Raw genomic sequence first — 25,699 nt, forward strand, 5'->3', positions numbered from 1 at the left:
GGCAGAGGTCGATCGGTGGGTTGATGACGAGCGCAACCAAGCGATAGTGGTTCGTGAGGCTGGACGGAGGATTCAAGCGGCCGATATGGCGGCAATCCCGAGGGGCGCGGAGATATTCGCTTCTTGTCGAAAGCAGTCATCCGGAAAGAGTGATCTTCGGATTGGGTTCGCCCGAGCGTCGTTTCTCCAGCCGAACGTCACCATCCCCCAGGTCTTGCTCGCGTCCCCAGCCGAGATGCCGATAGACGCAGGCAGCACGGCTGCTTCTTGCCGTCTCGAGCCAAACGACAGGATGCAGGTCGAACAAGGCAGCTTCGCAGACCTGGATGAGGCGCTTTCCGACGCCTTGGCCTTCGAACTCCGGCAACACGAACACGGCGAACAGGCAGGCCGTTTCGAGATCCACCATCGCGAAGCCGACGACATCGCCCTGAACTTCGCCGACCCAGGCGCAAGCCGCGCTTTCGACGGCCAGGGCAATGGCTTCCGGTGTCACGCCAATCCCGGCGAGTTCCTCGATGGTCATCGCGTTCTCTCGCACCGCCGTTCTGACGTTGAACATGGCGTCTACATCGGCGATGGTCGCCGGACGGATGAGCGGATGGGTCGAGGTGGTCATGCCGCGAAACTCCTGCCCACACCGGAAGCAGGAAAGCCCGACGTTTCGAAGATATCGTGCGCGGCCGCCGAAGGCCCGAGAACCGCAGCAGGGGTGCGGCCAAGCTCTCGCGCGATCCTTGGCTTGCCGAAGGCGGCAGGCCCGTCGATGTGAACGAGCTTCATGACGCCAGGTGCGATGTCGGCCGCATGGGATGCGGGGACCCAGGCCACTCACTTCCCACGACGCGGCTCCATCCCCAGAGACGGCCCCTGCCGAATGGGACGACGAACCAGCTGCGCCAGATCCAGGCTCGGGTAGCGCTGATTCACGACTTCCTCCAGGCTCGGGTAGCGCGGATCCACAACTCCCGTGGTGCCGCTTTTCTCATACATCCCATCGGCATACATGGGTGGCACTGATTTGGACCCGATGCCACAGGCCTGATGGAAGTGCCCGATATAGACGGGCTTGCCAGCTTCCGCCACGAAGACTCTGTTCTCCAGCAATCCATCCGCAGGCACGACTTCCGGGTAGCCATCGCTCCAGCCGCTCGCCGGTGCGCGGTGAGCGCTCATGCCGGCTTCGATGGTGTGGCTCTGCAGGGTATAGCGGCCGCTGGGAATGACGTAGGCGACCGGCAAATGCGCATATGCAGTCTGCTTGGGTATCGTCGGTTGGGCCGCCGCTTTGGCGGCCCATTCGGCATCGGTCCTGGGAATGCGGATGCGCAACGTTTTCCCTTGATCGTCAAGGAAGGTGAGTTCCTGAATGCGCGAGCCCTTGGGTGGCAGGCTGTCGGGGTTGCACATGGGCTCGATGTACGTCGTCACGGAGGCGATGACGACCGCATTGCGCCCGGTGAACCGCTGCGCGAGTTCTTCGCGTTCCATGCCCGGGGTGAGGTAGGTGCCGACCGTGTCGGCATCGTTGGCGGCATGTGCGAGGGGCAGTGCCAGTGCAAGAAGAAGATTCAAGGCGAGTGCGCGCATGGGTCTTGTGAGTCCTCGAGGATTCGTGCAGTCGATCGGCCAAGTATTGCCGATGCCGTTCGACGCACCTCGCGCTATTCCCTCATCGCCTCGCACTGGGCCTCGATCCGCGCATGAAGCAAGCCCAGCGACACCGCAACGAACCGCTGCAGCGAACTGCGCTGGCACGCGTCGAGCAAAGGGGCGGGGTCGGTATCGGATGACTCGGCATCGCGCCGCTCTTCGTCCCACTGCAGCAGTTGAACCAGCAACAGCGCTCCTTGCACCACATCGCGCGCATCGTTCAAGAAGGCGGCCTGGTGCTGTCTGCTGGGATCGAGTCCCCGAGGAGGAACCCATTCGAAGGGTTTGAACTGAGAGACGGGGCGTGCCCCCGAATCACCGGCGTCGGTGCCTGCATCGAAGTCTTTGGCCATGTGGGCCTCCAAAGTGAATCGCAGGATGTCTTCAGGCCGCCAAACCCGGCCTCGTTCACACGAGGCGAGGGCACTGTAGGTGGTCGCGGCGAGGGCCGTCAAGTTTCGTGTCCGGCGGCGCAACATTGCTTGAACCGACCGGCGACCCTGTCGCCCATTTGCTCCGCATTCCGCGCCGCCTCGCTATCCTTCCGCTCGCCATTCACTTCAAGAAAAGGGGATCCTCATGACTCAACCTTCCTCACTCATCTTCTCGCTGCGCTCCATCGCGCTGGCCTGCACCTTCGCCCTCGGCGCCGCGACCGCAGCCCATGCCGCCCCCGACGCCAAGCTGCTCGCCGCGGCCGAGAAGGCGCAGCCGGCCGTGATCGAGAACCTCAAGGAGATGGTGCTGATCGAGTCGGGCAGCCTCAATGTCGACGGGCTGATGAAGATGGCCGACGTGGTGGAGGGCCGGCTCAAGGCGGCCGGCTTCAAGGTCGAGCGGCGCAAGGCGACGGCCGGGGCGGGCGCCGACATCGTGATCGGCACGATGAAGGGCAACGGCAAGCGCAAGATCATGCTGCAGGGCCACATGGACACGGTCTACCAGCCCGGCATCCTGAACTCGCAGCCCTACAAGGTCGACGGCAACCGCATCTACGGGCCCGGCATCGCGGACGACAAGGGCGGGCTGGCGGTGATGATGGCCTCGCTCAAGATCCTGGCCGACGCGGGCTGGCGCGACTACGACACGCTCACGGTGCTGATGAATCCCGACGAGGAAGTGGGCTCGGTGGGTTCGGGCGAGCTGATCGCGACCACGGCCGACCTGCACGACACGGTGCTGTCGTTCGAGCCGACGGCGGCGAAGTCGGTGGTGAAGGGCGAATCGTTGCTGCTCGGCGCGGCGGGCATCGCGCAGGCCACGCTCGAGGTGAAGGGCCGCGCCTCGCACGCGGGCGCGGCGCCCGAGCTGGGCCGCAACGCGCTGTACGAACTCTCGTATCAGATGCTGCAGACCAAGGACCTCGCGAAGGACATCCCGGGCGTGACGCTCAACTGGACGGTGGCGCGCGCGGTGGGCCCGATCAACCAGATCACCGAGAAGGCGCAGGCGCTCGGCGACGTGCGCATCACCGAGCCCGGCGCGGAGAAGAAGCTCGACGCGGCGCTGCAGGCGAAGATCGCGAGCGGCAAGCTGATTCCCGACACCGAGACCACGGTGAAGGTGGAGGTGGGCCGCCCAGCCTTCGTGGCAGGCGAGAAGGGCCGTGCGCTGGCCGAGAAGGCACAGGCGATCTACAAGGAGATCGACCGCGAACTCGCGCTCACGCCGATGACCGGCGGCGGCACCGACGCGGGCTACGCGGGGCGCTCGGGCAAGGCAACGGTGGTCGAGAGCTTCGGCCTCGCGGGCTTCGGCTACCACGCGCGCGACGAGTACATCGAGGTCGATTCGATCGTGCCGCGGCTGTACCTGGTGACGCGGCTGCTGACGGAGATCGGCAAGGGCAACTGAGCGGGCGCGGCGCAGCGCACTGGTCGCGCCAAAAGCTGAAGGCGCATGCGAAGGGTTCTCTTCGCATGCGCTTTTTTTCGTTGTGCTGAAGGTCGCGCCTGGTCGGCGGTATGCGGCCGATGGGCCCACATCGAGGTGAAGGCCCGGTCGTGGCTGTCAAGTCACTCGGGGCAAGACGAATCGGTCATGTGCTGCAGGGTGTCGGCGGCTGGCACCCAGGCTCTGAGCACGTCTTCGAAAGCCTTCGGGTCATGCGTCGTCTTGCGGTCGTCTTGGACGATGTATCGGTCGTAGTTCCACTCATCGTATTGCCAGCCGTCTCGGAGGACGAAACGGCGGAACTCGAAGTCCCAGTATTCCCACATCGACCATGTCGAGTTCAGGTAGCGCCGCTCCTCACGCGGCACGCCCGGTTTCGGGATGGGCCGGATACGAACGAAGCATGTTTCGCCGGTATCCGTTGTCGGCAGCCGCGCGGCAACTTGGTCACCGGCATTGAGGAAGTTGGCGATGCGCGTCGACAGCATTGCGAAGCCCAGGTTGGGCTCGCTATTCTGGCCGACGTTGCCAACGATGCGGTAGCGGCTTCTCGCTGTGATGCCTAACGCTCACTCGCCCACAGCTTCGTCCGACCGGGTCCTTACTGCTGTCGCTGGTCGCCCGGCGGGCGGTTGCGGTGCGCGGCGGCCTGGGCTTGTGCCTGGGCCTGGGCCTGCGCTTGAGCTTGTGCCTGCCGTTGCTGCATCTGCTGGGCCTGTTGCTGCTGGCGCTGCGCGGCCTGCTGCTGAGCCTGTTGGGCCTGTTGCTGCTGGCGTTGCATGGCTTGCTGCTGTGCCTGCTGCTGTTGCCGCTGCATGGCCTGCTGCTGGGCTTGTTGCTGGGCCTGTTGCGCTTGCTGCTGCTGGCGACGGATCTGCTCCTGTTGCTGCTGGGCCTGCTGTTGCTGGCGTTGCGCGGCCTGTTGTTGCTGCTGCTGTTGTTGCTGCATCTGCTGGCGCCGCGCCTGGTCTTGCTGCTGTGCCTGCTGGGCGGCCTGTTGCTGTTGCTGCCGTGCCTGGTTCTGCGCGACCTGCTGCTGTTGCATCTGCTGGCGGCGTGCCTGCTCCTGCTGGGCCTGCTGCTGTTGGCGGGCCTGGTTCTGCTGGGCTTGCTGTTGCTGCTCCTGCTGGCGACGGACCTGTTCCTGCTGCGCCTGCTGTTGCTGCTGCTGCCTGCGGCCCTGGTCTTGCTGAGCCTGCTGTTGCTGGCGTCGCGCCTGTTCCTGCGCCTGTTGCTGCTGCTGTTGTTGTTGGCGGCGCGCCTGTTCCTGCTGTGCCTGTTGCTGGCCGGGCTGGTTCTGGGCCAGTTGTTGCTGGCGACGAGCCTGCTCCTGCTGCGCTTGCTGCTGCTGCGCCTGCTGGCGCGCGGCCTGGGCCTGCTGGGCTTGCTGCTCGCGCGTCTGCTGTTGCGTCATCAGCTGCTGGCGCCGCGCCTGGTCCTGCTGTGCCTGCTGTTGCGCCTGTTGCTGATGCGCCTGCTGCTGCATCTGCTGTTGGCGCGCCAGGGCCTGCTGCTGGGCTTGTTGCTGCGCCTGCTGCTGGCTCTGCAGCTGCTGCGCGTGTTGCTGCTGCTGTTGCTGCATCTGCAGCTGGCGCGCCTGTTGCTGCTGCGCGAGCAGCGCGGCGGCCTGCTGTTGCTGGGCCTGCTGCTGCATCGCGAAGTTGGGCGCCTGCCCCGGATGCGCGGCCTGCCAGCCGGCCACGCCCGCGTCGCCTCGCGGGCGGTCACGGTCGCGGCCACCGCCGTTGTTGTTGTAGACGTTGTTGACGACGGTGGTCGAGCGCGAGACGTAGGTGTTGTTGTTGTAGACCACGGCCGGGCGGTAGGCCGGCGGCGGCGGCGCGGCGCGCGGATAGTCGCGGTCGCGCGGACGGCCCCAGTTCACGTTCCAGGAGTTCCAGCCCCAGCCATGGCGCTCGAGCGCCGAGGCCACGACCACGCCGGCACCGAAGGCCAGCACGCCGGCCGTGGCGACCTGGGCGCCGCTGTAGCCGCGGTCGACGTACACGGGCTGCGGCGGGGGCGTGTAGGCATAGCCGGGGTAGGCGGCCACGGGCTCGCCGTAGATCTGCTGCGGGTTGTAGCTCGGCACGTAGACCACGTCGGGCTGCGCCTGCTGGATGGTGATGAGCTGCTGCGGCGGCTCGACGATGAGCGGGCCCGCATAGGCACCCTGCGGATCGGGCGCGGGCGTGTAGTTGGCCGGCGCCGCGGCTGTCGCGACCTTGAGCTTGTCGTTGTTCTTGAGCCGGCCGGCCTTGGAGGCGCGCTGGCGCATGACCTGGATCGCGTTCATGACGTCGGCCGGGTCGTTGTAGTAGGCCTTGCCCAGTGCCTCGGTCCAGGGCAGGTTGCCGGCCATCTGGTCCATCACGTTGCGGAAGGCGGTCAGCGACTTGACGCTCGGGTCCCAGGGCTGCTGGTTGACGGCATCGGCCAGCGCGCCGGCCTTGAGCGTGGGGTTCTGCTTGAGCCAGTCCTGCGCGGCGGTGATCTGCTCGGGATAGGTGGCGCCGGCCAGCACCTGCGCCACGAGCTTGTCGGGGTACAGCGCGATGGGCGCGACCATCTGGTAGAGCTCCTCGGCCGCGGGTGGCACGTAGGCCACGGGCATGGGCGCCGCGGGTGCCGGTGCCGCGGCGGCGGGCACGGAGGCCGCGGCCTGGGGCGCGGGTGCGGCGGCGTTCTGCGCGGCGGGGGTCTCGGACTTGTCGCAGCCCGCGAGCACCAATGCTGCAGTGCACAGCGACAGCGTGAGTGCACGCGCGAGGGGGGTGTGATTGGAGGGGATCATCCTGGCCTTCCTGGGGCGCTGTTGGAGCACCCGCTCGTACAGAACGGGTGCCGCAACTCGAGCGATGACGAAGCATGGCCCGAGGATGCAACGGGCTGTGTCGTCTGCCGGGCGCTGGCCGGGTAGGAACAGGCCTGTCAAGAAAGGTGAAGGGCCGGTGAATGCCGGCCCCCTTCTCCCAAGTCAGCTCGCGGTCAGAGCCGCGGCGCGTGGCTCGCTGCTACTTCGCGCCGCCGGTGTACTTGGTGACGCTGCTCGCGCTCACGTGGTAGCCGCTCACGCCCATCATCGAATCGTTGCGCAGGGTCTGCAGCTTGCCCGTGACCCACACGGTGTCCATGGCGCGGAACTTGGCGCCCTTCTGCGGCACCACGTGCAGGATCTGGTTGGCCGGCGGCGGCGGGGTGTGGATGCAGGCGCCGAAGTAGGGTACGAGCAGGAACTCGGTGACCTCGCCCTTGGCTTCCTCGAGCGGCACGATGAAGCCGGGGATCTTCACCTCCACGCCGTTCATCGCGGGATTGGTCGGCGCGTTGTTCGACACCTCCTGCATCTTCATCAGCAGCTCGTTGGCGCGCGGGTCGCCGTCGTCGAGGGCGCTGAGGTCCATGCCCTTGAACTCCTTCGACGGGTCCCAGTCCTTGGGCACGAGTTCCTCCCAGGTGATCTGGCGCGGCTGGCCGGCCGGGGCCTTGGCGGTGGCCGCGGGGGCGGCCTTGCCGCCGAGCGGGTTGGTGGCGGTGGTGTCCTTGGGCGCGGGCTCGGCGGCCCAGGCTGCGGCCGCGAGGCTGGCGCCGGCCATCAGCAGGGCGAAGCGCTTCGAGGCCTGGACGGCGGGATGGAGAGTCTTTGCGTGGCGCATGGGATCAGATCCTCGGTGAAAGCCCGTCGGCGAGCGAGAGCCGGTAGGCGCGAATGCCGGGCAGCAGGCTCGCCAGCCAGCCGGCGGCCAGCAGGCTCGCGAGCAGCAGCCATTCGTTCAGTGTAGGTTCGGAAAGCCGCAATGTCAGCCCGAACTGCGACTGCAGCCAGGGCGCGAGGCCGGCGATGCCCAGCACCGCCATCAGCACGCCCACGAGCACGCCGAGCACGGTGACCAGCGCGCCCTCGAGCGCGAGCAGCGCCAGCACGTGGCGCAGGCCCGCGCCCACGGCGCGCAGCACGGCCAGTTCGCGCCGCCTTTCGTTGAGGCCGGCCATCACCACCGACACCAGGCCCGCGAGGCTCACGAGCGCGACCAGGCCCGACATCAGCAGCAGCGCGTTCTCGCCCACGCCGATCACGCTCCAGAGCTCGTCGAGCGCCACGCCGGGCAGGATCGCCATCAGCGGCTCGCCGGTGTAGGTGGAGATCCAGCGCTGCACCGAGAACACGGCGGCGCGGTTCTTCAGGCCCACGAGCGCGGCCGTCACGTTCTTGGGCGTGAGGTCGAACTTGCGCACCTGCTCGGCCGGGATCTTCACGCCGGGCATGGGCGCGCCGCCCACCCATTCGAGGTGGATCGCCTCCATGGCCGCGAGGCCGATGTGCACCGTGCGGTCGACCGGCGTGCCGGTGCGCGCGAGCACACCCACCACGGTGAAGGGCTTGTCGGCATGCTCGGCCACGTTGAGCTCGCCGCTGCCGTGCGCCAGCGTGATCTTCTGGCCCACGTGGTAGCCGAGCTTGTCGGCCACCTCGGCACCGACCACGGCGTCGAACAGCTCGCTGAAGGGCTTGCCCTCGCGCAGCGCGAGCGACTGGCGGTCGCCATAGCGAAAGCGCGTGAAGTACTCGGGCGAGGTCGCGAGCACGGCGAAGCCGCGGTGCGAATCGCCGAGCGACAGCGGCACCACCCAGTCGACGCCGGGGTGCGCCTGCAGCGCCTGCACGCTCTTCCAGGAAATGTTGTTGGTGGCCGCGCCGATGCGGAACACGGAGTACAGCAGCAGCTGCGTGGAGCCGGTGCGCGCGCCCACGATCAGGTCGGTGCCCGAGACCGAGGAGGCGAAGTTCTCGCGCAGCTCGGTGCGGATGCGTTCGACGCCCAGCAGCAGGAAGGTCGACAGCGCGATCGAGAACACGGTGAGCGCGAGCGTGAAGCGGCGGTTCCAGGCGCTGCGCCAGGCGATGGAGAACAGGGCCTTCATGCGTCGGTCGCCATCGTCGCGCTCGAGGCGCGGTTGATCTCGGGCAGCAGCACATGGCGCGCGAAGCGCTGCGCGATGCGCTGGTCATGGCTCACGAACACCAGCGCGCTGTCGTTCTCGGCGCAGGCGGTGAGCAGCACGTCGAGGAAGGCTTCGCGCCGGTCCTCGTCGAGCGCGGAGGTGGGTTCGTCGGCGATCACCACCTCGGGCTGGCCGATGAGCGCGCGCGCCGCGGCCACGCGCTGCTGCTGGCCCACCGAGAGCTGCATGGCCTGGCGCTGCCAGAGCTTGCGGTCCAGGCCCATCTGGTCGAGCAGGTGCTCGGCCTCCTCGCGCGCGCCGCGCTGGCGCGAGGCCTGCTCGCGGCGCCGTGCCGAGAAGCGGCAGGGCAGCAGCACGTTGTCGACCACGCTCAGATAGGGCAGCAGGTTGAACTGCTGGAAGATGTAGCCCACGTGCGCCACGCGGCAGCGGTCGCGCGCGGCGCCCGAAAGCTTGGACCAGTCATGGCCCAGCAGGCACACGCGGCCCTCGTCGGCCACCAGCACGCCGGCCAGCAGCGACAGCAGGGTGCTCTTGCCGCAGCCGCTGGGGCCATGCAAAAACACCGATTCGCCGGCCGTGATGCGGAAGGCCTCGATGTCGATGCAGGGCGTGGCGCTGCCGGGCCAGGAGAAGCGCAGCGATTCGGCCGAGAGCACCACGCGCAGCGGCGTGGATTCGGCCTGCGAAGGAAGGCTCACGACCTCACTTGCCCCAGGTCAGGCGGGCCGGTTGCGCGGCCTGCGCGCCGGCGGGGCGCTTGAGCTGGCGCTTGAACTGGCCTTGCGTGGAAGCGATCTGCGCATCGATCTGGCGCGTGCCCTTGAAGGCGGCGAACAGGCCGATGTCGATGTACTTGGCGGCGGCCGCGTTGGCGCAGTTGAACGAGAAGGTGGCGTCGAGGTCGGCATGGCCCTCGGGCTCGCTGGCATCGGGCTTGCCGAGGCCGAGCGCGCTGGAGCGCAGGTCGACCGGGCCGAGCTTGCAGCTCGCGGCGGGATCGATGGCGAACAGCTTGTCGGCCGCGCGCAGCTGGGCCACGGCATCCTCGACGGTCTTCTTCTCGGCATCGGTCCTGGGCGCGCGCTCGAAGCCGACGATGTTGTCGAGCGGCGACTCCATGTCGATCACGACCGTGGGGCCGTCGATGGCGACGTCGAGCTTGATCTGGCCGTGAACGTGGGCGTGCTGCTGCTGGGCCTGCGCGGCGGCGAACGGGGCCGAGGCCACCAGCGCGAGGGCGGCGGAAGCGAGGATGCGTCGGAGAGCGCGTCGGTCGGTGCTGGATCGGGTCAGGGTCATGGTTGGGCGCCTTGCCGGGTCGGCAGCCCCGGGGTGTTGCTCCATTCGCTCCAGCTGCCGGCATAGAGCGCGGCCGTTCCGAGCCCCGCGATGCGCATCGCGAGCAGGTTGGGAACGGCGCTCACGCCGCTGCCGCACTGGTGGACGACCGTCGCCGGATCGCGGCCTTCGAGCAGCGTTTCGAACTCGGCGCGCAGTTGCGCGGCGGGCTTGAACTTGCCGTCGGGACCGAGGTTCTCGGCGAAGGGGCGGTTGAGTGCCCCGGGGATGTGACCGGCGATCGGGTCCAGAGGTTCCACCTCGCCGCGATAGCGTGCACCGGCCCGCGCGTCGATCAGGTTCTGGTCAGGCTGGCCCAGCCGGCGTACCACGGTGTCGGTGGTGACGAGGCGCACCAGCGGCTCGCCCATGACGAAGTTCGACTGGAAGCGCGCGGGCTCCTCGCGGTCGGTGACCTCGCCGCCCGTGGCCTGCCAGCCCTGCAGGCCGCCGTCGAGCACGGCCACGGCGTCGTGGCCCATCCACTTGAGCATCCACCACAGGCGACCGCAGTAGTTGGCGCCGTTGCGGTCGTAGACCACGGCCTGCATGTCGTTCGAGAAGCCGATGCCGCTGAGCCAGGCCGCGAAGCGCTCGCGGCTGGGCAGCGGATGGCGCCCGCCCGAGGCGGGCACGCCGTCCTCCTGCGCCACCACCACCTCGCCGTGCGCGCCGGGCACGCCGTGCTTGGCGCTGAGGTCGGTGTCGAGGTCGGCATGCAGCGCGCCCGGGATGTGCGAGGCCGCGTACTGCTGGGCGCCCGACTCGGGCTTCATGAGGTCGAAGCTGCAGTCGAACACCATGAGCGGCGTGCCGGCGGCCTGCAGGGCGCGCAGCTCATCGGCGGAAACGAGGGTGGTGAAGGTCATGGCGAAGAACTCCTGGACGCATGGGCCGCGCAATAGTTGCGGCGGATGTGAAGGGGACTGCGAACCGGCCTCAATGTTCCTCGGCCGGCGCCTGTGGCACTGTACGCTGACGCAACACGGTTGCGGCAACCCCGCTCGCGATGATGAGCGCCATGCCGGTCCAGCCGGCGGCGTCGATGCGGTCGTCGAACAGCACCACGCTGTAGAAGGCCGCGAAGATGATGCCCGAGTACTGCAGGTTGGCCACCACCAGGGTGCCGCTCTCGGTCTTGGCGGTGGCGTAGGCGCGGGTCATGCAAAGCTGTCCGAGGGCCGCCAGCAGGCCGATCGGCAGCAGCCAGAGGCCGTGGCGCCAGTTCCATTCCGAAAAGCCCGTGAAGGCCGTGGCCAGCGCCCCGGCCACGGCCGAGCCGAGCGCGAAATAGAACACCGTGCGCATCTCGGGCTCGCCGATGCGCGAGAGCGCCACCACCTGCATGTAGGCGAAGGCGGCGGTCAGGCCCGACAGCAGGCCCAGCAGGCCGGCGAAGCCCTGGCTCGAATCGACGCTGGGCTTGAGCATCAGCACCACGCCGGCGAAGCCGGTGAGCACGGTCAACACCAGCGGCGCCTGCAGCGGCGGGCGCGAGACGCGGCCGTCGCGGCCCGGCACCGGCATCCAGGCCAGCAGCGCGCCGCCGACCAGGAAGGCGGCGATCCACACGCTGCTCATGTAGTTGAGGGTGACGGCCGTGGCCAGCGGCATGTGGGCGATGGCATAGAACCAAGCGCCCAGCGACACCACGCCGATCAGGCTGCGCCAGGCATGCATGCCCGGGTATTGGGTGGCGAGCGAGACGCCGCGGCTGCGCGCCAGCAGCCACAGGAAGACGATGCCGATGACGCCGCGCCAGAGCACCATCTCGCCGCTGGTGAACCAGGCCGAGGCGATCTTCACGGCCACGCCCATGGAGGCGAACAAAAAGGCGCCGAGCACCATCCAGAGCGCTTGCATCGTCTTGACTTCTTACAAAAGAAAAATAGCTGAAACGCCCGCCAACCGGGCGCATTCAGCTATCAAGAGAATAGCAGGAAACAGGGCCGAAGCAGCGCTTCGGCGCCTCAGCCGGCGGCCTGCAGCTCGCGCCGGTACCACTCGTGGAACTGCTGCATGCCGTCTTCCATCGGGCTCTGGTAGGGGCCGGTCTCGTTGTCGCCGCGCAGCATCAGCGCGCGGCGGCCGGCGTCCATGCGCTCGGCGATCTCGTCGTCTTCCACGCAGGTCTCCATGTAGGCGGCGCGCTGGGCCTCGACGAACTCGCGCTCGAAGGCGACGATTTCCTCGGGGTAGAAGAACTCCACCATGTTGAGCGTCTTGGTGGGGCTGACCGGGTGCAGCGTCGAGACGGTGAGCACGTGCGGATACCACTCGATCATCACGTGCGGGTAGTAGGTGAGCCAGATCGCGCCGTACTTGGGCGGCTTGCCCTCGCGGTACTGCAGCAGCTGTTCCTGCCATTTCTGGTAGACCGGGCTGCCCGCGCGGCCCAGGCGGTTGGCCACGCCCACCGTCTGCACCGAGTAGTTGCGGTTGAACTCCCAGCGCAGGTCGTCGCAGGTGACGAAGCTGCCCAGGCCCGGGTGGAACGGGCCGACGTGGTAGTCCTCGAGGTAGACCTCGATGAAGGTCTTCCAGTTGTAGTTGCACTCGTGCAGTTCGACGTGGTCGAGCGCGAAGCCCTCGAACGAGAGGTCGGCGCGCGGGCCCAGGCCGGCCATGTCGGCCGCGATGTCGCGGCCGTTGGCCTCGAACAGCAGGCCGTTCCATTCGGTGAGCGGGTAGTTGTGCAGGTTCAGGCAGGGGTCCTGCGCGAAATGCGGGGCGCCGATCAGCGTGCCGGTGGTGCGCGCGTCGGCCGCGGCATAGGTCCAGCGGTGCAGCGGGCAGACGATGTTGCCGCCGGTGCGCGCGTCGAGTTCGCCGCGGCCCTGCAGGATCACGGCCTGGCGGTGGCGGCAGACGTTGGAGATCAGTTCCACGCCCTTGGGCGTGTGGACCAGCGCGCGGCCCTGGTGCTCGTGGGGCAGCGTGTGGAAGTTGCCGGCCTCCGGCACGGCAAGGCGGTGGCCGACATAGCGTGGGCCACGGGCAAAGAGCGTTTCCATCTCGCGGGCGAAGAGCGCCTCGTCGAAATACGCGGAAACCGGAAGTTGGCTCGTGGCCTGCTGCAGTTGAAGACTTAAATCAGACATGGAGGACCTGACCAAGCTCCCCACAGGGAGGAAAACAAAATTGAAACGGAAGGTACCGACGACAGGAGAGGCGTGTCGGCCCGAGAGTTGCGCCGGCGTGACCGGCTGGGGGAGGGGGATTGTACCCGGGGGGCCTTCCTTGTGGCCCCTGGGGCTTTCACCCTGGTCGGGCCGGCGCCCTGTCCGGCCGTGCACGACGCCGCGCCGCGGTGTCACGCAAGCCGCCGATGTGCCATCGGCCGCGACCTAAAATGCGCGGTTTCATCCTCGTTGCCCCCGCATGCCCAAGGTGCCCTCCACTCCCGCGTCCAGTCCGGCGCCCACGCCCGACACGGGCCCGATGCCCGTCAGCTACGAAGCGGGACTCCAGGAACTGGAGCAACTGGTCGCGGAACTCGAATCGGGCCAGCTGCCGCTCGACCAGCTGCTGGGCAGCTACCAGCGCGGCGCCGCGCTGCTGGCCTTCTGCCGCGACCGGCTGCAGGCGGTGGAAGACCAGATCAAGGTGCTCGACGCGGGCAGCCTCAAGCCCTGGGCCGCCGAATGACCGCGGCCACTACTTCCCCTGCCTGGGACCAGGCCCGCCTTGCGCTCTGGAGCCGCCCGCACCTCGAACACGTCGAACAGGCGCTGTCGGGCTGGGTCGGCGTCGATTCGCCGGTGCTGCTCGGCGAGGCCATGCGCTATGCGGTGCTCGATGGCGGCAAGCGGCTGCGGCCGCTGCTGGTGCTCGCGGCCAGCGAGGCGGTGGGCGGCAATGCGGCCGCGGCGCTGCGCGCGGCCTGCGCCACCGAACTGATCCACGCCTATTCGCTGGTGCACGACGACCTGCCGTGCATGGACAACGACGTGCTGCGCCGCGGCAAGCCCACGGTGCACGTGAAGTTCGGCGAGGCCGACGCGCTGCTCGCGGGCGATGCGCTGCAGGCGCTGGCCTTCGAGCTGCTCACGCCCGATGGCGACGAGGTGCCGCCCGCGATGCAGGCCACGCTGTGCCGCATGCTGGCGCGTGCCGCCGGCAGCCAGGGCATGGCCGGTGGCCAGGCGATCGACCTCGCGAGCGTGGGCGTGGCCTTGAACGAAGCGCAGTTGCGCGAGATGCACCGGCTGAAGACCGGCGCGCTGCTGCAGGGCAGCGTCGAGATGGGCGCGGCCTGCGGCACCGGCGTTTCGGCGGCGGCGCTGACCGCGCTGCGCGGCTACGGCGCGGCGATCGGCCTGGCCTTCCAGGTGGTCGACGACATCCTCGACGTCACGGCCGATTCGCAGACCCTGGGCAAGACCGCCGGCAAGGATGCCGCGGCCGACAAGCCCACCTATGTGTCGCTGCTGGGGCTCGAGGGCGCCCGGGCCCAGGCCTCGCAGCTGCTCGACGATGCGCTCGCCGCGCTCGATGCGAGCGGCCTGCAGGACACTGCAGCGCTGCGCGCGCTGGCCCACATGGTCGTAGACCGCGACCGCTAGACAAGAACGAACACCACGATCCATGGCCGCTCCGCTGCTCCCCACGCTCCACGATCCGTCCCCCATCCGCCAGTACGACCGGGCCCAGCTCAAGCAGCTGTCCGACGAGGTGCGCGCCTGCGTGCTCGACAACGTCTCGCGCACCGGCGGCCACCTGAGCTCGAACCTCGGCACGGTGGAGCTCACGGTCGCGCTGCACCACGTGTTCAACACGCCGCACGACCGGCTGGTGTGGGACGTGGGCCACCAGACCTATCCGCACAAGATCCTCACGGGCCGGCGCGAGCGCATGCCCACCCTGCGCCAGCTCGGCGGCATCTCGGGTTTCCCGCAGCGCAGCGAGAGCGAGTACGACACCTTCGGCACCGCGCACTCGTCGACCAGCATCTCGGCCGCGCTCGGCATGGCCATGGCCGCCAAGCAGAAGGGCGAGGACCGCTTCACCGTGGCCATCATCGGCGACGGCGCGCTCACGGCCGGCATGGCCTTCGAGGCGCTCAACAACGCGGGCGTGTGCGACTGCCGGCTGATCGTGATCCTCAACGACAACGACATGTCGATCAGCCCGCCGGTGGGCGCGCTCAACCGCTACCTCGCGCAACTGATGAGCGGCAACTTCTACGCCGCCGCCAAGAACGTGGGCAAGAGCGTGCTGCGCGCCGCGCCGCCGCTGTTCGAGCTGGCCAAGCGCTTCGAGCAGCATGCCAAGGGCATGGTGGTGCCGGCCACGCTGTTCGAGCAGTTCGGCTTCAACTACGTGGGCCCGATCGACGGCCACGACATCGACTCGCTGGTGCCCACGCTCGAGAACCTCAAGCATCTCGAGGGCCCGCAGTTCCTGCACGTGGTGACCAAGAAGGGCCAGGGCTACAAGCTGGCCGAGGCCGACCCCGTGGCCTACCACGGCCCCGGCAAGTTCGATCCGCAGGTCGGGCTGGTCAAGCCCGCGTCGGCGCCCAAGAAGACCTTCACCCAGATCTTCGGCCAGTGGCTGTGCGACACGGCGGCCAAGGATGGCCGGCTGGTCGGCATCACGCCGGCCATGCGCGAAGGCTCGGGGCTGGTCGAGTTCGAGCAGCGCTTCCCCGACCGCTACTACGACGTCGGCATCGCCGAGCAGCATGCCGTGACCTTCGCCGCGGGCCTGGCCTGCGAGGGCCTGAAGCCGGTGGTGGCGATCTACTCGACCTTCCTGCAGCGCGGCTACGACCAGCTGGTGCACGACGTCGCGATCCAGAACCTGCCGGTGGTGTTCGCGCTCGACCGCGCGGGCCTGGTGGGCGCCGACGGCGCCACGCACGCGGGTGCCTACGACATCCCGTTCCTGCGCTGCATCCCGAACATGAGCATCGCCTGTCCCGCCGACGAGCGCGAGACGCGGCAACTGCTGACCACGGCCTACGAGCAGGACCATCCGGTGGCCGTGCGCTATCCGCGCGGCGCGGGGGCCGGCGTCGAGCCGCACCTCGCGCTCGACGGCCTGCCCTTCGGCAAGGGCGAGCTGCGCCGGCAGGGCCAGCGCATCGCCATCCTGGCCTTCGGCACGCTGCTGTATCCGGCGCTCACGGCCGCCGAGGCGCTCGACGCCACGGTGGCCAACATGCGCTGGGCCAAGCCGCTCGACGTGGAACTGCTGCTCGAGGTGGCGCGCTCGCACGAGGCGCTGGTCACGCTCGAGGAAGGCGCGTTGATGGGCGGCGCGGGCAGCGCGGTGCTCGAGGCGCTGCAGGCCGCGGGCGTGCAGGTGCCGGTGCTGCAGCTGGGCCTGCCCGACCGCTTCATCGAGCACGGCGACCCGGCCAAGCTGCTGGCCTCGATCGGGCTCGATGCGCCCGGTATCGAGCAGTCGATCCGGCAACGCTTCGGCGCTGTCGCAGGGTAAACCCCCGCCGCCCGTGTGTAAGGGCGTTTTTACAATCGTCCAGGCCTGTCGATGCACAGGCCTTAAGACTTACAAAAGTCCCCAACGCGGTCACAAGCCGCGTTTCGTTTTTCTTGAAGCACTCGGAGTGAAATCAATGGATCGTCGTTCCCTCATCAAAAACGCCGGCATCGCCGGCGTTCTGGCTGCCGGCATCGCGCCTGCCGTTCATGCGCAGGCCGCGGTGCGCTGGCGCCTGGCGTCGAGCTTCCCCCGTTCGCTCGACACCATCTTCGGCAGTGCCGAAATGCTTTCGAAGACGGTCAAGGCCCTGTCGGGCGGCAAGTTCGAGATCTCCGCGCACCCCGCGGGCGAACTGATGCCCGCGTTCGGCGTGGTCGACGCGCTGCAGGGCGACACTCTGGAAATGGCCCAGACCGCGGCCTACTACTTCACCGGCAAGGACCCGATCTTCGCCTTCAGCTGCGCGGTGCCCTTCGGCCTCACCGCCCGCCAGACCGATTCGTGGAAAGAGTACGGCAACGGCCGCAAGCTGCTCGACGCCTTCTTCGCCAACTACAACTTCCGCACCGCCAGCGCCGGCAACACCGGCACGCAGATGGGCGGCTGGTACCGCAAGGAAATCAAGACCGTCGAGGACCTCAAGGGCCTGAAGATGCGCATGGGCGGCGGCGTGTTCGGCGAGGCAATGGCCAAGCTGGGCGTGGTGTCGCAGAACATGCCCGCCGGCGACGTGTACCAGGCGCTCGAGAAGGGCACGCTGGACGCGGCCGAGTTCGTCGGCCCGCACGACGACGAGAAGCTGGGCTTCAACAAGGTCGCTCCCTACTACTACTACCCCGGCTGGTGGGAAGGCGGCGCCGACCTCGAGTTCTTCATCAACAACAAGGCCTACGCCAAGCTGTCGGACGAGAACAAGGCCATCCTCGACGCGGCCACCAAGGTCGCGGCGCGCGACATGATCGCCAAGTACGACGCCTACAACCCGATCGCCCTGAAGAAGCTGGTGGCCGCCAAGACCCAGCTCAAGGCGTTCCCGAAGGCTGTGATGGATGCCGGCTTCAAGGCCTCGATGGACACCTTCGCCGAGCACGAGGCGAAGTCGCCCGAGTTCAAGAAGATCCACCAGGACATGCGCACCTTCCAGCGCGACCAGATCCTGTGGAACCGCTTCTCGGAGTACCCGTTCAACCAGTACATGAACTCGGTCAAGATCTGAGTTCCACGGCCGGGAGGGCGCAAGCCCTTTCCGGACCGGGCCAAGAAAAAGGCCGGCCACTCGCGAGAGTGGCCGGCCTTTTTCTTGGAAGGGCGCCCCGGAGGGCGCCGCCCGCGCGTCAGGGCTTCTTGTCGCCCTGCTTGAGCGCGTCCTCCATCGCCTTGAGCGGATCGCTCTCGGCCGGCTCGGCCGGCGGCGTGGGCGTTTCCGCGCCCTGCGGCGCGCCGGCATCGGGCGTGCTTCCCGGCGCCGCGTCGGGCGAGGCCGGCTGGTCGTTGCCGTAGGGCTCGGAGGACGGGGCGCCGTCTTCCGACTTCAGGCTGTCGCGCATCTGCGCGCCGATGTCCTCGAGGTTGACGTTGACCTCCTTGTCGAGGCTGCCGGTCACCAGTTGCGGGAAGGCGATCAGGATGCCCACCATCGTCAGCTGGATCAGCACGAAGGGGATCGCGCCCTTGTAGATCTGCATCGTGGTCACGGGCTCCATGACCTTCTGCGTCACGCGGTCCACGTACTGCTTCTCGGGCGCGACCGAGCGCAGGAAGAACAGCGCGAAGCCGAAGGGCGGGTGCATGAACGAGGTCTGCATGTTCACCGCCAGCAGCACGCCGAACCAGATCAGGTCGATGCCCAGCTTGTGGGCCACCGGCGCCAGCAGCGGCACCACGATGAACGAGAGCTCGAAGTAGTCGAGGAAGAAGGCCAGGAAGAACACCAGCACGTTCACCGCGATCAGGAAGCCCACCGGACCGCCGGGCAGCGCCGACAGCAGGTGCTCGACCCAGATCGGGCCGTCGGCGGCCTGGAACACCAGGCTGAAGACCGTGGCGCCGATCAGGATGAACATCACGAAGCTCGAGAGCTTGGTGGTCGAGGCCAGGCCCTGCTTGAGCAGGGTCATGTTCATGCGCCCGCGCAGCCAGGCCATGATCAGCGCGCCCATCGCGCCCATCGCGCCGCCTTCGGTCGGCGTGGCCACGCCCAGGAAGATGGTGCCCAGCACCAGGAAGATCAGCAGCAGCGGCGGGATCAGCACGAAGGTGACGCGCTCGGCCAGCCGCGACAGCAGGTTGAGCTTCAGGCCCTTGTTGACCAGCGCGATCACCAGCGCGACGAACACGCCGCCGCACATGGCGACCACGACCTTCTCGTCGGTGGCGACCGAGGTCACTTCCTGGCCCTGGAACCAGGTGTGCACGGCCGCCATGTTGCGCGCCAGCACCACCGCCACCACGGCCGAGAGGGCCGTGAGCGCCACCAGCGAGACATAGCCGCCGCTGCCGTTGGGTTCGCGGAAGGTGCGTGCCTCGGGCGGCAGCGCGGGCACCTGCGCGGGCTTGAAGATCGCGAGGAAGACCACGTACAGCACGTACAGGCCCATCAGCATGAAGCCGGGCAGGAAGGCGCCCTTGTACATGTCGCCGACGCTCTTGCCGAGCTGGTCGGCCATGATGATCAGCACCAGCGAGGGCGGGATGATCTGGGCCAGCGTGCCCGAGGCCGCGATGACGCCGCTGGAGAGCCGCCGGTCGTAGCCGTAGCGCAGCATGATCGGCAGCGAGATCAGGCCCATCGAGATGACCGAGGCCGCCACCACGCCGGTGGTGGCCGCCAGCAGCGCGCCGACGAAGATCACGGCCAGCGCCAGGCCGCCGCGCATCGGGCCGAACACCTGGCCGACGGTGTCGAGCAGGTCCTCGGCCATGCCGCTTCGCTCGAGGATCAGCCCCATGAGCGTGAAGAAGGGGACCGCCAGCAGCGTGTCGTTGGCCATGATGCCGATGAGCCGCTGGGGCAGCCAGGCCATCACCGAGGACTGGAACACGCCCAGCTCGATGCCGACCAGGCCGAAGAACAGGCCGCAGGCGCCGAGGCTGAAGGCGACGGGAAAGCCGAGCAGGAGGAAGCAGATCAGCCCCGCGAACATGATCGGGGCGAAGTTGGCGACGATGAATTCCATGATGTGTGTCTGGTGCGCTCAGAGCTGCGGCTTGGGCGATGCGGCGGCCTTGGCGGCATCCGCCTCGGCCTGCACGCGCAGGGCTTCGATGAGTTCGGCCTCGGCCGTCTTGTCGGTCAGGCGGCCCATGGGGTCGGGTCCCTCGCCGCGCAGGAACGCGATGCGCTTGATCAGCTCGGACCAGCCCTGCAGCAGCAGCAGCACGAAGCCCACCGGCAGCGCCGCCCACACCGGCCAGCGGATCAGGCCGCCGGAATTGCCGGACACCTCGCCCGACTGGTACATCTGGACCACCACCGGGACCGAGAGGTAGAGCACCGCCAGGCACAGCGGCGTGAGGAAGAAGGCGAAGCCGATGATGTCGATCCAGACCTGCTTGCGCTTGGACAGGCGGCTGTTGACCACGTCGATGCGCACATGCTCGCGATGCAGCAGCGTGAAGCCCGCGGCGATCAGGAACGACCACGCGAACAGATACCACTGGACCTCGAGGAACGCGTTCGAGCTGGTGTTGAAGACCTTCCGGACGAGCGCGTTGACGGCGCTGATCACGGTGGCCGCCAGGATGAGCCAGATGGCGTATTTGCCCACTTGGGCATTGAGCCAGTCGATGGCCCGGGACAGCTTGAGCAAGCCTTGCATCACATCTCCATTTTTGTAGTGGAAGCCGCCCCGATACGAATGCACCCGACGCACCGACGTTGTGCGCCGGCGGGTCGGGTGCGGGGAAGCGGGCTGAATTCTAATGAACTACCCCGGGGATTACCTTCAGGGGCTACCCCGGGGGCCATGACCATAATGAGCCATGGCCCAGACACCGCGTCCCGCGTCCGATTCGTCGGTCTCCACGCCCGCCAGCATCGATTCGCCCGACATGCACCGCGCCGGCCGCGAGTTGCTGTCGCTGGCCCTGATCGACGCACGCAACCACACGCTGCACCTGCTGTCGCTCTACGAGCAGGCGCTCGGCTCGGCCGCGCTGCCGGTGCCGCGCGAGCTGCAGGCGCAGGAGGGCATGCAGCCGCCGGTCTGGCTGGCCGGCCACATCGGCTGGTTCGCCGAATGGTGGATCGGGCGCAACACCCAGCGTGCCTTCGGTGCCGACTGCCCGGTGCGGCCGACGCGACTCGCGGCCATCGATCCCGGCGCCGACGACTGGTGGAACCCGGCCCAGATCGGCCCCGAGCGCCGCTGGTCGCCCGAGCTGCCGGACCTGGCCCAGACCAAGGCCTACCTGCTCGAGACGCTCGAGAGCACGCTCGAACTGCTCGAGCATGCGGCCGAGACCGATGCGGGCCTGTACTTCTACCGTCTCGCGCTGTTCCACGAGGACCTGCGCGGCGAGCAGTTCGTGGTGATGGCGCAGACCCTCGGGCTGCCGCTGGGCATCGAGCAGGCGCCCGTGAGCGTGGTGCGCGAACCGCTGGCGCTGCCGGCCACGCGCTGGAGCCTGGGCCGCGACGAGGCCGGCTTCGCCTTCGCGCAGGAGCGCGGCGCGCACCGCGTCGACGTGCCCGAGTTCGAGATCGATGCCCAGCCGGTCACCTGGAACCAGTTCACCGAATTCGTCGACGACGGCGGCTACGACCGCGAGGAGCTGTGGCATGGCGAGGGCTGGCGCTGGCTGGCCGCGCAGGCCGAGGGCCGGCGCGGGCCGCGCCACGTGGAGCAGATCGGCGCGGCGCGCAGCGCCACCGGCGGCTCGGTGCTGCAGCAGCGCTTCGGCGCCACCGTGCGCGCCGCCGGCCATCACAGCGCGGTGCACCTGAGCTGGTGGGAGGCCGATGCCTGGGCCCGTTGGGCCGGCCGCCGTATCGCGACCGAGGTCGAGTGGGAGATCGCGGCCCACACCGCGGCGCGCCGCGGCTTCCGCTGGGGCGACGTGCACGAATGGACCGCGGGCACGCTGCAGCCCTGGCCCGGCTACCGTGCCGATCCGTGGAGCGGTGGCGGCGAGTTCGATCCCGCCGCGGGCTTCGGCCGCGCGCGCGTGCTGCGCGGGGCCTCGTTCGCCACGCGCGCGCGGCTGCGTTCGATGCGGCGGCGCGGCTTCGCGCTGCCGCAGCGCGACGACGGTTTCCTGGGGTTCAGGACCTGCGCGCTGTAGCCGGCGCGGCCTTCAGTTCATCCGCTGCAGCTGCACGTCGGTGACGGCCACGCTGCCCGCGGCCTTCGGAAAGCGCAGCGTCACCTGCCGGATGTGCGCGAGGTCCACGCCATGCAGCGCGAAGGCCTTGAGCGGAACCGCCACCATGTTCAGCAGCGGCCGCGTGGTGCCGGTGTCGGCATAGATCGCGTCCCCGGGCGCGTCGACCAGCGGGATCGCGCCATCGGGCTTGCGCGCGACGCCATAGAGCGCATCGCTGAAGTCGCTGCCCTTGAGCGCCGCCTTGCGGCCCTGCGTGTCGGTCAGCGCGATCTCGACCTCCTGGCCGATCGGCGCCAGCACGGCGACGCGCACGCTCAGCGTGTCGAAGCCCTGGGCCGAGAGATCGCCGGTGTCGATCGCCACCGTGGGGCCGGCCGTGTCCCACTGCAGTTGGGCCTGGTCGGTGATCGACCAGAGCAGCAGGGTCTTCCTGTCGTACGAGGAGGGGTTGTAGAGCTCGCCTTCCTTGAACAGGGCTTCGGCCGGAAGCTGGCTCACGGGGTCGGTGCAGGACGCCTTTCGATCGTTCGGCTTGGCGATGATGGCCAGGAAGCGGCATTGAACGGTCGTCTTGAAGCGCTCGTAGGTGGTCGACAGCCCGCTGGCGTTCTTCGCGCTGGCATCCACGTTGCGGAAGTCCTGCAGCAGCTTGCGCTGGGCGGCGGGCTGGTGGACCGTCAGCACGACGCGTTCGTCGCAACGGCTTTCGCCGGCCGGGCAGCCGGCCGATGGAATCGGGGCCTGGCCTTTCCAGTAGGGCGCGAACTGGAACTCGTCGCCGACGAAGTAGCGCAGGAACGAGGCCATCAGGAACGCGCCGTTGCGGCGCTGGTCGTCGGGGCTCAGGCGCAGCGTGTCGATCTTCCCCGACTGGCAATAGAGCGGGGCGTATTTCTCGGCATCGTCGTCCTCGGACCAGTGGTCGTTGTAGAAGTTGTGGTTGGCGCCCCTGACGACCACCTGGTACTTGGGCGCGCTCTCGTCGCTCGCCGTGTTGCGGCTGTCGTCGAAGATCTGCGCGCCGGGCATGTTGTAGACATCGCCGTCGCAGGTGGGCAGCAAGGTCGCGAACGGTACATGGGTCACGCGCGACAGCTGCCTGGCATTGATCGGCGCCAGCGAGAACACGGCGCGGACGCGGTGCGGCGGCTCGGTGGCCGAAGGCAGGACGACGCCCGATTGCAGCAGGGCCTCGGGCGAGGTCATCTGCGCGAGCCACTTCTCGCTGTCCGCGTTGATCGCGTACGAGAACGTGTTCACGTCACGGAACCTGGCGTTGACTTCCTCGAGCGCGGCCTGCTCGGCGGCGACCCGTTCCTTCGCCTGCGCCGCCTGCTGCTGCAACTGCTGCAGGGCCTGCGTCAGAGCGTCGATCTTTTCGGGCGAGGCGGGCGGCGACTGGATGCGCGCGGCCAGCAGCGCCGCCTGGGCCATGAACAGCTTCACGGTGATGTCGGTGGCGGCGGCAGTGGCTTCATCGACCCGCTTCTCGGCTTTCTCCTTCTCGGCCTTGGCCAGCGCAACGAGCTCGCGGCTGCGGCGTGCCGTCTCGACGTCCTGGTAGCTGATGCCGATGCGCTGCTTGTTCAGTTCCACCGCGTACGCGACCGCTTCCGCGCCGCGCGAGTGGCCGACGATGCCCACGCGCTCGAGGTCCAGCTTGCCCTTGAGCTCGGGCATCGCGACACCGTTGAAGAGGCCCGTTGCATTGCCGGCGCGCAGCAGGTCGAGCGTGGTCATGAGCAACTGGCCGCGCGCGAACGCGCCGGCGTCCGAGGCGTTCCAGCTGCTGAGCCCGTTGATCTTTCCCGCGTCGATGGAGAAGGCGACATAGCCGTGCTCGGCCAGGTCCTTCTGCAGGTAGTCGTAGCCCTTGGCATTGTTGAGATCGGAGGAGTCGTGCATGCCATGCAGGAACACCACCACCGGATGGCCGCCGCTGGCCGAGGGCTGGACCTTGGAACGGCTCGGCGTGCCGGCGGGCCCCGCCGGATAGCGCACCGTGCCCTGCAGCGGCACCGTGTAGATCACGTCCTTGTATTGCGCATCGGCCACCGCGGTGGTGCCGAAGCCGTAGACCACCTGCGCCGAGGACTGGTAGTCGCCCTTCTCGCCGAACGGCACCGTCGCCGTGAAGCGCGTGATCGCCGTCGGGTCCTGCGGATCGGGCGGGGTGGTCACGGGAATCGTCGGCGCGGGGTCGGCGGTCGTGGTGGGTGCGGTGGGCGGTGTCACGAGCGACAGCGCGCTGCCGCCGCCGTCGCCGCCTCCGCATCCGCTCGCGAGCGCGAGTGCAAGAACGATCGCGCAGGCTGCCGCCATGCGCATGGAACGCCTTCTTTTCATTTGCTTTCTCCCAAGATTTCTTAAGGATCGAGGCGATGGGCGGCGGGGCCGCAACTCGCCTCTGGCGATGTCGGCATCGCGATAGCCAATGAATCGAAGACGGGGTGTCGACGTTTGTGAGAGTCCTGCGTCTCGCGCTGCGGACCGTGGGGCTGCAAGCAATTCACGTGCCCCCGCGTGGCACCTTCCTAGTGCAACCGTGTGGCGATGCGGTTGGCGCGCCTCAGCGCTCGCCGCCGTGCGCGGAGGCCAGCGGCGGCGCCACCTCCTCGAGCGGCTTGCGTTCGGCGTCGGCCGCGTAGCGCAAGGCCAGCAGCCCCGCCACCACCACCAGCACCGCGGCGAAGCAGTAGCCCACCATCACCGCGCCGCGGCTGCCGGTCTCGATCAGCAGGCCGAACAGCACCGGCGCCGCGAAGCCGCCCGCGCCCATGCCGATGGCATAGAAGATCGCGATGGCCATCGCGCGCATCTCGAGCGGGAACACCTCGCTGACCGTGAGATAGGCCGAGCTCGCGGCGGCCGAGGCGAGGAAGAACACGGCCGACCAGCACAGCGCCTGGCTGCGCGCGTCGAGCCAGCCCTGCATGAAGGCCCAGCCGGTGAAGGCCAGGCCCACGCCCGCGAGCACATAGGTCAGCGCGATCATGCGGCGCCGGCCCACGCTGTCGAACAGCGGGCCCAGCAGCAGCGGCCCCAGCACGTTGCCGAGCGCGAACGGGAAGATGTAGAGCGCCACGCTGGCCTCGGGCACGGCGTAGAAGCGCGTCAGCACCAGCGCATAGGTGAAGAAGATCGCGTTGTAGAAGAAGGCCTGCGCGATCATCAGCGCGAGCGCGACCACGCTGCGTTGCCGGTAGTGCTGGAGCAGCACGCGCGCCACCTGCCGCATCGGCGGGCTCTCGCGGCGCGCGGCCGTGTAGTCGACGTAACTGCGCGGCGCGGGCAGCGGGCCGTGCTGCGCCGAGACCTCGGCCTCGATCTCGTCGACGATGCGTTTGGCCTCGTCGGCGCGGCCATGCGCGATCAGCCAGCGCGGGCTTTCGGGCACATGGCGGCGCACCAGCAGGATCGCCACCGCGAGCACCGCGCCCAGGCCGAAGCCGGCGCGCCAGCCCCACACCGGGCCGATCACGCGCGCATCGAGCAGCACCAGGCTCAGCCCGGCGCCGAGCGCGGCACCGATCCAGAAGCTGCCGTTGATCGCGAGGTTGACGCGGCCGCGCACGCGCGCGGGGATCAGCTCGTCGATCGCCGAGTTGATGGCCGCGTACTCTCCGCCGATGCCCAGCCCGGTGACGAAGCGGCACAGCGCGAAGAAGGCGAAGTCGGGAGAGAAGGCGGTGGCCAGCGTGCCCAGCGTGTAGACCACCAGCGTGACCAGGAACAGCTTCTTGCGTCCGAGCCGGTCGGTGAGCCGGCCGAACAGCAGCGCGCCGAGCACGGCGCCGGCCACGTAGATCGAGCCCGAGAGGCCGATCTCGCCGGCCGTGAGGCCGAGCGTGTCGGGCCGCTCGAGCACGGCGCCGATCGAGCCCACCAGCGTGACCTCGAGGCCGTCGAGCACCCAGGCCACGCCGAGGGCGATCACCACGCGCCAGTGCCAGCGCGACCAGGGCAGGCGGTCGAGGCGGGCGGGGATGTCGCTGCGCAGCACCGTCATGCGCACGATTATGGGAAGCGCGCCGTGCCCCGCTTTGTAGGACCGGCGCTGCAATGCGCCGGT

The 25,699-nt window shown here is 68.6% G+C and carries 23 protein-coding genes; 6 read left to right on the plus strand and 17 right to left on the minus strand.

Annotation, left to right across the window (positions count from 1 at the left end):
• Positions 1–136 precede the first annotated feature (136 nt).
• From AC07RV_RS12050 to AC07RV_RS12065, 4 genes are all read right to left on the minus strand, one after another.
• Positions 137–619, minus strand: coding sequence for a GNAT family N-acetyltransferase (locus tag AC07RV_RS12050; RefSeq protein WP_296781638.1), 483 nt, complete (start codon positions 617–619; stop codon positions 137–139).
• A complete protein-coding gene (locus tag AC07RV_RS12055; RefSeq protein WP_296781639.1) occupies positions 616–783 on the minus strand; it encodes a hypothetical protein in 168 nt (55 codons plus the stop codon). The genes AC07RV_RS12050 and AC07RV_RS12055 overlap by 4 nt, the downstream gene beginning before the upstream one ends.
• A gap of 48 nt (positions 784–831) precedes the next feature.
• Positions 832–1,590, minus strand: coding sequence for a hypothetical protein (locus tag AC07RV_RS12060; RefSeq protein WP_296781640.1), 759 nt, complete (start codon positions 1,588–1,590; stop codon positions 832–834).
• A 74-nt stretch (positions 1,591–1,664) separates the two neighbouring features.
• Positions 1,665–2,006 carry a hypothetical protein gene (locus AC07RV_RS12065; protein ID WP_296781641.1) on the minus strand — a complete coding sequence of 114 codons (342 nt, stop codon included), beginning with the start codon at positions 2,004–2,006 and terminating at the stop codon, positions 1,665–1,667.
• Positions 2,007–2,232: 226 nt separating this feature from the next.
• On the opposite strand from AC07RV_RS12065, the gene AC07RV_RS12070 reads away from it, so the two are divergent.
• On the plus strand, positions 2,233–3,507 hold the full coding sequence (locus AC07RV_RS12070) for a M20/M25/M40 family metallo-hydrolase (protein WP_296781642.1): 1,275 nt from the start codon (positions 2,233–2,235) through the stop codon (positions 3,505–3,507).
• A gap of 161 nt (positions 3,508–3,668) precedes the next feature.
• Here the strand turns inward: AC07RV_RS12070 and AC07RV_RS12075 are convergent, their stop codons facing one another.
• From AC07RV_RS12075 to AC07RV_RS12115, 9 genes are all read right to left on the minus strand, one after another.
• A complete protein-coding gene (locus tag AC07RV_RS12075; RefSeq protein ID WP_296781643.1) occupies positions 3,669–4,034 on the minus strand; it encodes a hypothetical protein in 366 nt (121 codons plus the stop codon).
• A gap of 113 nt (positions 4,035–4,147) precedes the next feature.
• Complete coding sequence (locus AC07RV_RS12080; protein WP_296781644.1) at positions 4,148–6,340, minus strand: DUF3300 domain-containing protein; 2,193 nt, start codon at positions 6,338–6,340, stop codon at positions 4,148–4,150.
• 220 nt (positions 6,341–6,560) lie between these two features.
• Positions 6,561–7,202 (minus strand): DUF3299 domain-containing protein, encoded by a 642-nt coding sequence (locus AC07RV_RS12085; RefSeq protein WP_093349113.1) that lies wholly within the window; start codon positions 7,200–7,202, stop codon positions 6,561–6,563.
• 4 nt (positions 7,203–7,206) lie between these two features.
• A complete protein-coding gene (locus AC07RV_RS12090; RefSeq protein ID WP_057589537.1) occupies positions 7,207–8,469 on the minus strand; it encodes an ABC transporter permease in 1,263 nt (420 codons plus the stop codon).
• Positions 8,466–9,212: an ABC transporter ATP-binding protein gene (locus AC07RV_RS12095; RefSeq protein ID WP_208508806.1), complete on the minus strand. Its 747-nt coding sequence runs from the start codon at positions 9,210–9,212 to the stop codon at positions 8,466–8,468. The genes AC07RV_RS12090 and AC07RV_RS12095 overlap by 4 nt, the downstream gene beginning before the upstream one ends.
• A gap of 4 nt (positions 9,213–9,216) precedes the next feature.
• Positions 9,217–9,813: a DUF2796 domain-containing protein gene (locus AC07RV_RS12100; protein ID WP_296781645.1), complete on the minus strand. Its 597-nt coding sequence runs from the start codon at positions 9,811–9,813 to the stop codon at positions 9,217–9,219.
• Entirely contained in the window at positions 9,810–10,721 is a 912-nt protein-coding gene (locus AC07RV_RS12105) for a sulfurtransferase (protein ID WP_296781646.1), read from the minus strand. Before AC07RV_RS12105 ends, AC07RV_RS12100 begins: the two co-directional genes overlap by 4 nt.
• A 70-nt stretch (positions 10,722–10,791) precedes the next feature.
• The gene (locus AC07RV_RS12110; RefSeq protein ID WP_177239455.1) at positions 10,792–11,715 is read right to left on the minus strand and encodes a DMT family transporter; all 924 of its coding nucleotides are present in this window, start codon (positions 11,713–11,715) and stop codon (positions 10,792–10,794) included.
• Between the two features lie 107 nt (positions 11,716–11,822).
• Positions 11,823–12,953 carry an aromatic ring-hydroxylating oxygenase subunit alpha gene (locus AC07RV_RS12115; RefSeq protein ID WP_057589543.1) on the minus strand — a complete coding sequence of 377 codons (1,131 nt, stop codon included), beginning with the start codon at positions 12,951–12,953 and terminating at the stop codon, positions 11,823–11,825.
• 280 nt (positions 12,954–13,233) lie between these two features.
• On the opposite strand from AC07RV_RS12115, the gene xseB reads away from it, so the two are divergent.
• The 4 genes from xseB to AC07RV_RS12135 all read left to right on the plus strand — a co-directional run bounded on the left by xseB (position 13,234) and on the right by AC07RV_RS12135 (position 17,518).
• Positions 13,234–13,500 carry an exodeoxyribonuclease VII small subunit gene (gene xseB, locus AC07RV_RS12120; RefSeq protein WP_296781647.1) on the plus strand — a complete coding sequence of 89 codons (267 nt, stop codon included), beginning with the start codon at positions 13,234–13,236 and terminating at the stop codon, positions 13,498–13,500.
• Complete coding sequence (locus AC07RV_RS12125; protein ID WP_296781648.1) at positions 13,497–14,417, plus strand: polyprenyl synthetase family protein; 921 nt, start codon at positions 13,497–13,499, stop codon at positions 14,415–14,417. Before xseB ends, AC07RV_RS12125 begins: the two co-directional genes overlap by 4 nt.
• A 22-nt stretch (positions 14,418–14,439) precedes the next feature.
• Positions 14,440–16,299: a 1-deoxy-D-xylulose-5-phosphate synthase gene (gene dxs, locus AC07RV_RS12130; RefSeq protein WP_296781649.1), complete on the plus strand. Its 1,860-nt coding sequence runs from the start codon at positions 14,440–14,442 to the stop codon at positions 16,297–16,299.
• Positions 16,300–16,435: 136 nt separating this feature from the next.
• Positions 16,436–17,518, plus strand: coding sequence for a TRAP transporter substrate-binding protein (locus tag AC07RV_RS12135; RefSeq protein WP_093349131.1), 1,083 nt, complete (start codon positions 16,436–16,438; stop codon positions 17,516–17,518).
• 118 nt (positions 17,519–17,636) lie between these two features.
• On the opposite strand, the gene AC07RV_RS12140 is transcribed toward AC07RV_RS12135, so the two are convergent.
• Positions 17,637–19,478 (minus strand): TRAP transporter large permease, encoded by a 1,842-nt coding sequence (locus AC07RV_RS12140; RefSeq protein WP_093349134.1) that lies wholly within the window; start codon positions 19,476–19,478, stop codon positions 17,637–17,639.
• Between the two features lie 18 nt (positions 19,479–19,496).
• Positions 19,497–20,120, minus strand: a complete 624-nt coding sequence (locus AC07RV_RS12145) for a TRAP transporter small permease subunit (RefSeq protein ID WP_093349136.1) — start codon at positions 20,118–20,120, stop codon at positions 19,497–19,499.
• A gap of 163 nt (positions 20,121–20,283) precedes the next feature.
• On the opposite strand from AC07RV_RS12145, the gene AC07RV_RS12150 reads away from it, so the two are divergent.
• Positions 20,284–21,585 carry an SUMF1/EgtB/PvdO family nonheme iron enzyme gene (locus AC07RV_RS12150; protein WP_296781650.1) on the plus strand — a complete coding sequence of 434 codons (1,302 nt, stop codon included), beginning with the start codon at positions 20,284–20,286 and terminating at the stop codon, positions 21,583–21,585.
• 12 nt (positions 21,586–21,597) lie between these two features.
• Here the strand turns inward: AC07RV_RS12150 and AC07RV_RS12155 are convergent, their stop codons facing one another.
• Both AC07RV_RS12155 and AC07RV_RS12160 read right to left on the minus strand, forming a co-directional pair.
• Entirely contained in the window at positions 21,598–23,955 is a 2,358-nt protein-coding gene (locus tag AC07RV_RS12155; RefSeq protein WP_296781651.1) for an alpha/beta hydrolase, read from the minus strand.
• Between the two features lie 241 nt (positions 23,956–24,196).
• Positions 24,197–25,636: an MFS transporter gene (locus AC07RV_RS12160; protein WP_296781652.1), complete on the minus strand. Its 1,440-nt coding sequence runs from the start codon at positions 25,634–25,636 to the stop codon at positions 24,197–24,199.
• Positions 25,637–25,699: the final 63 nt, after the last annotated feature.

The organism is Variovorax sp. GW821-FHT09B01, assembly GCF_059418345.1.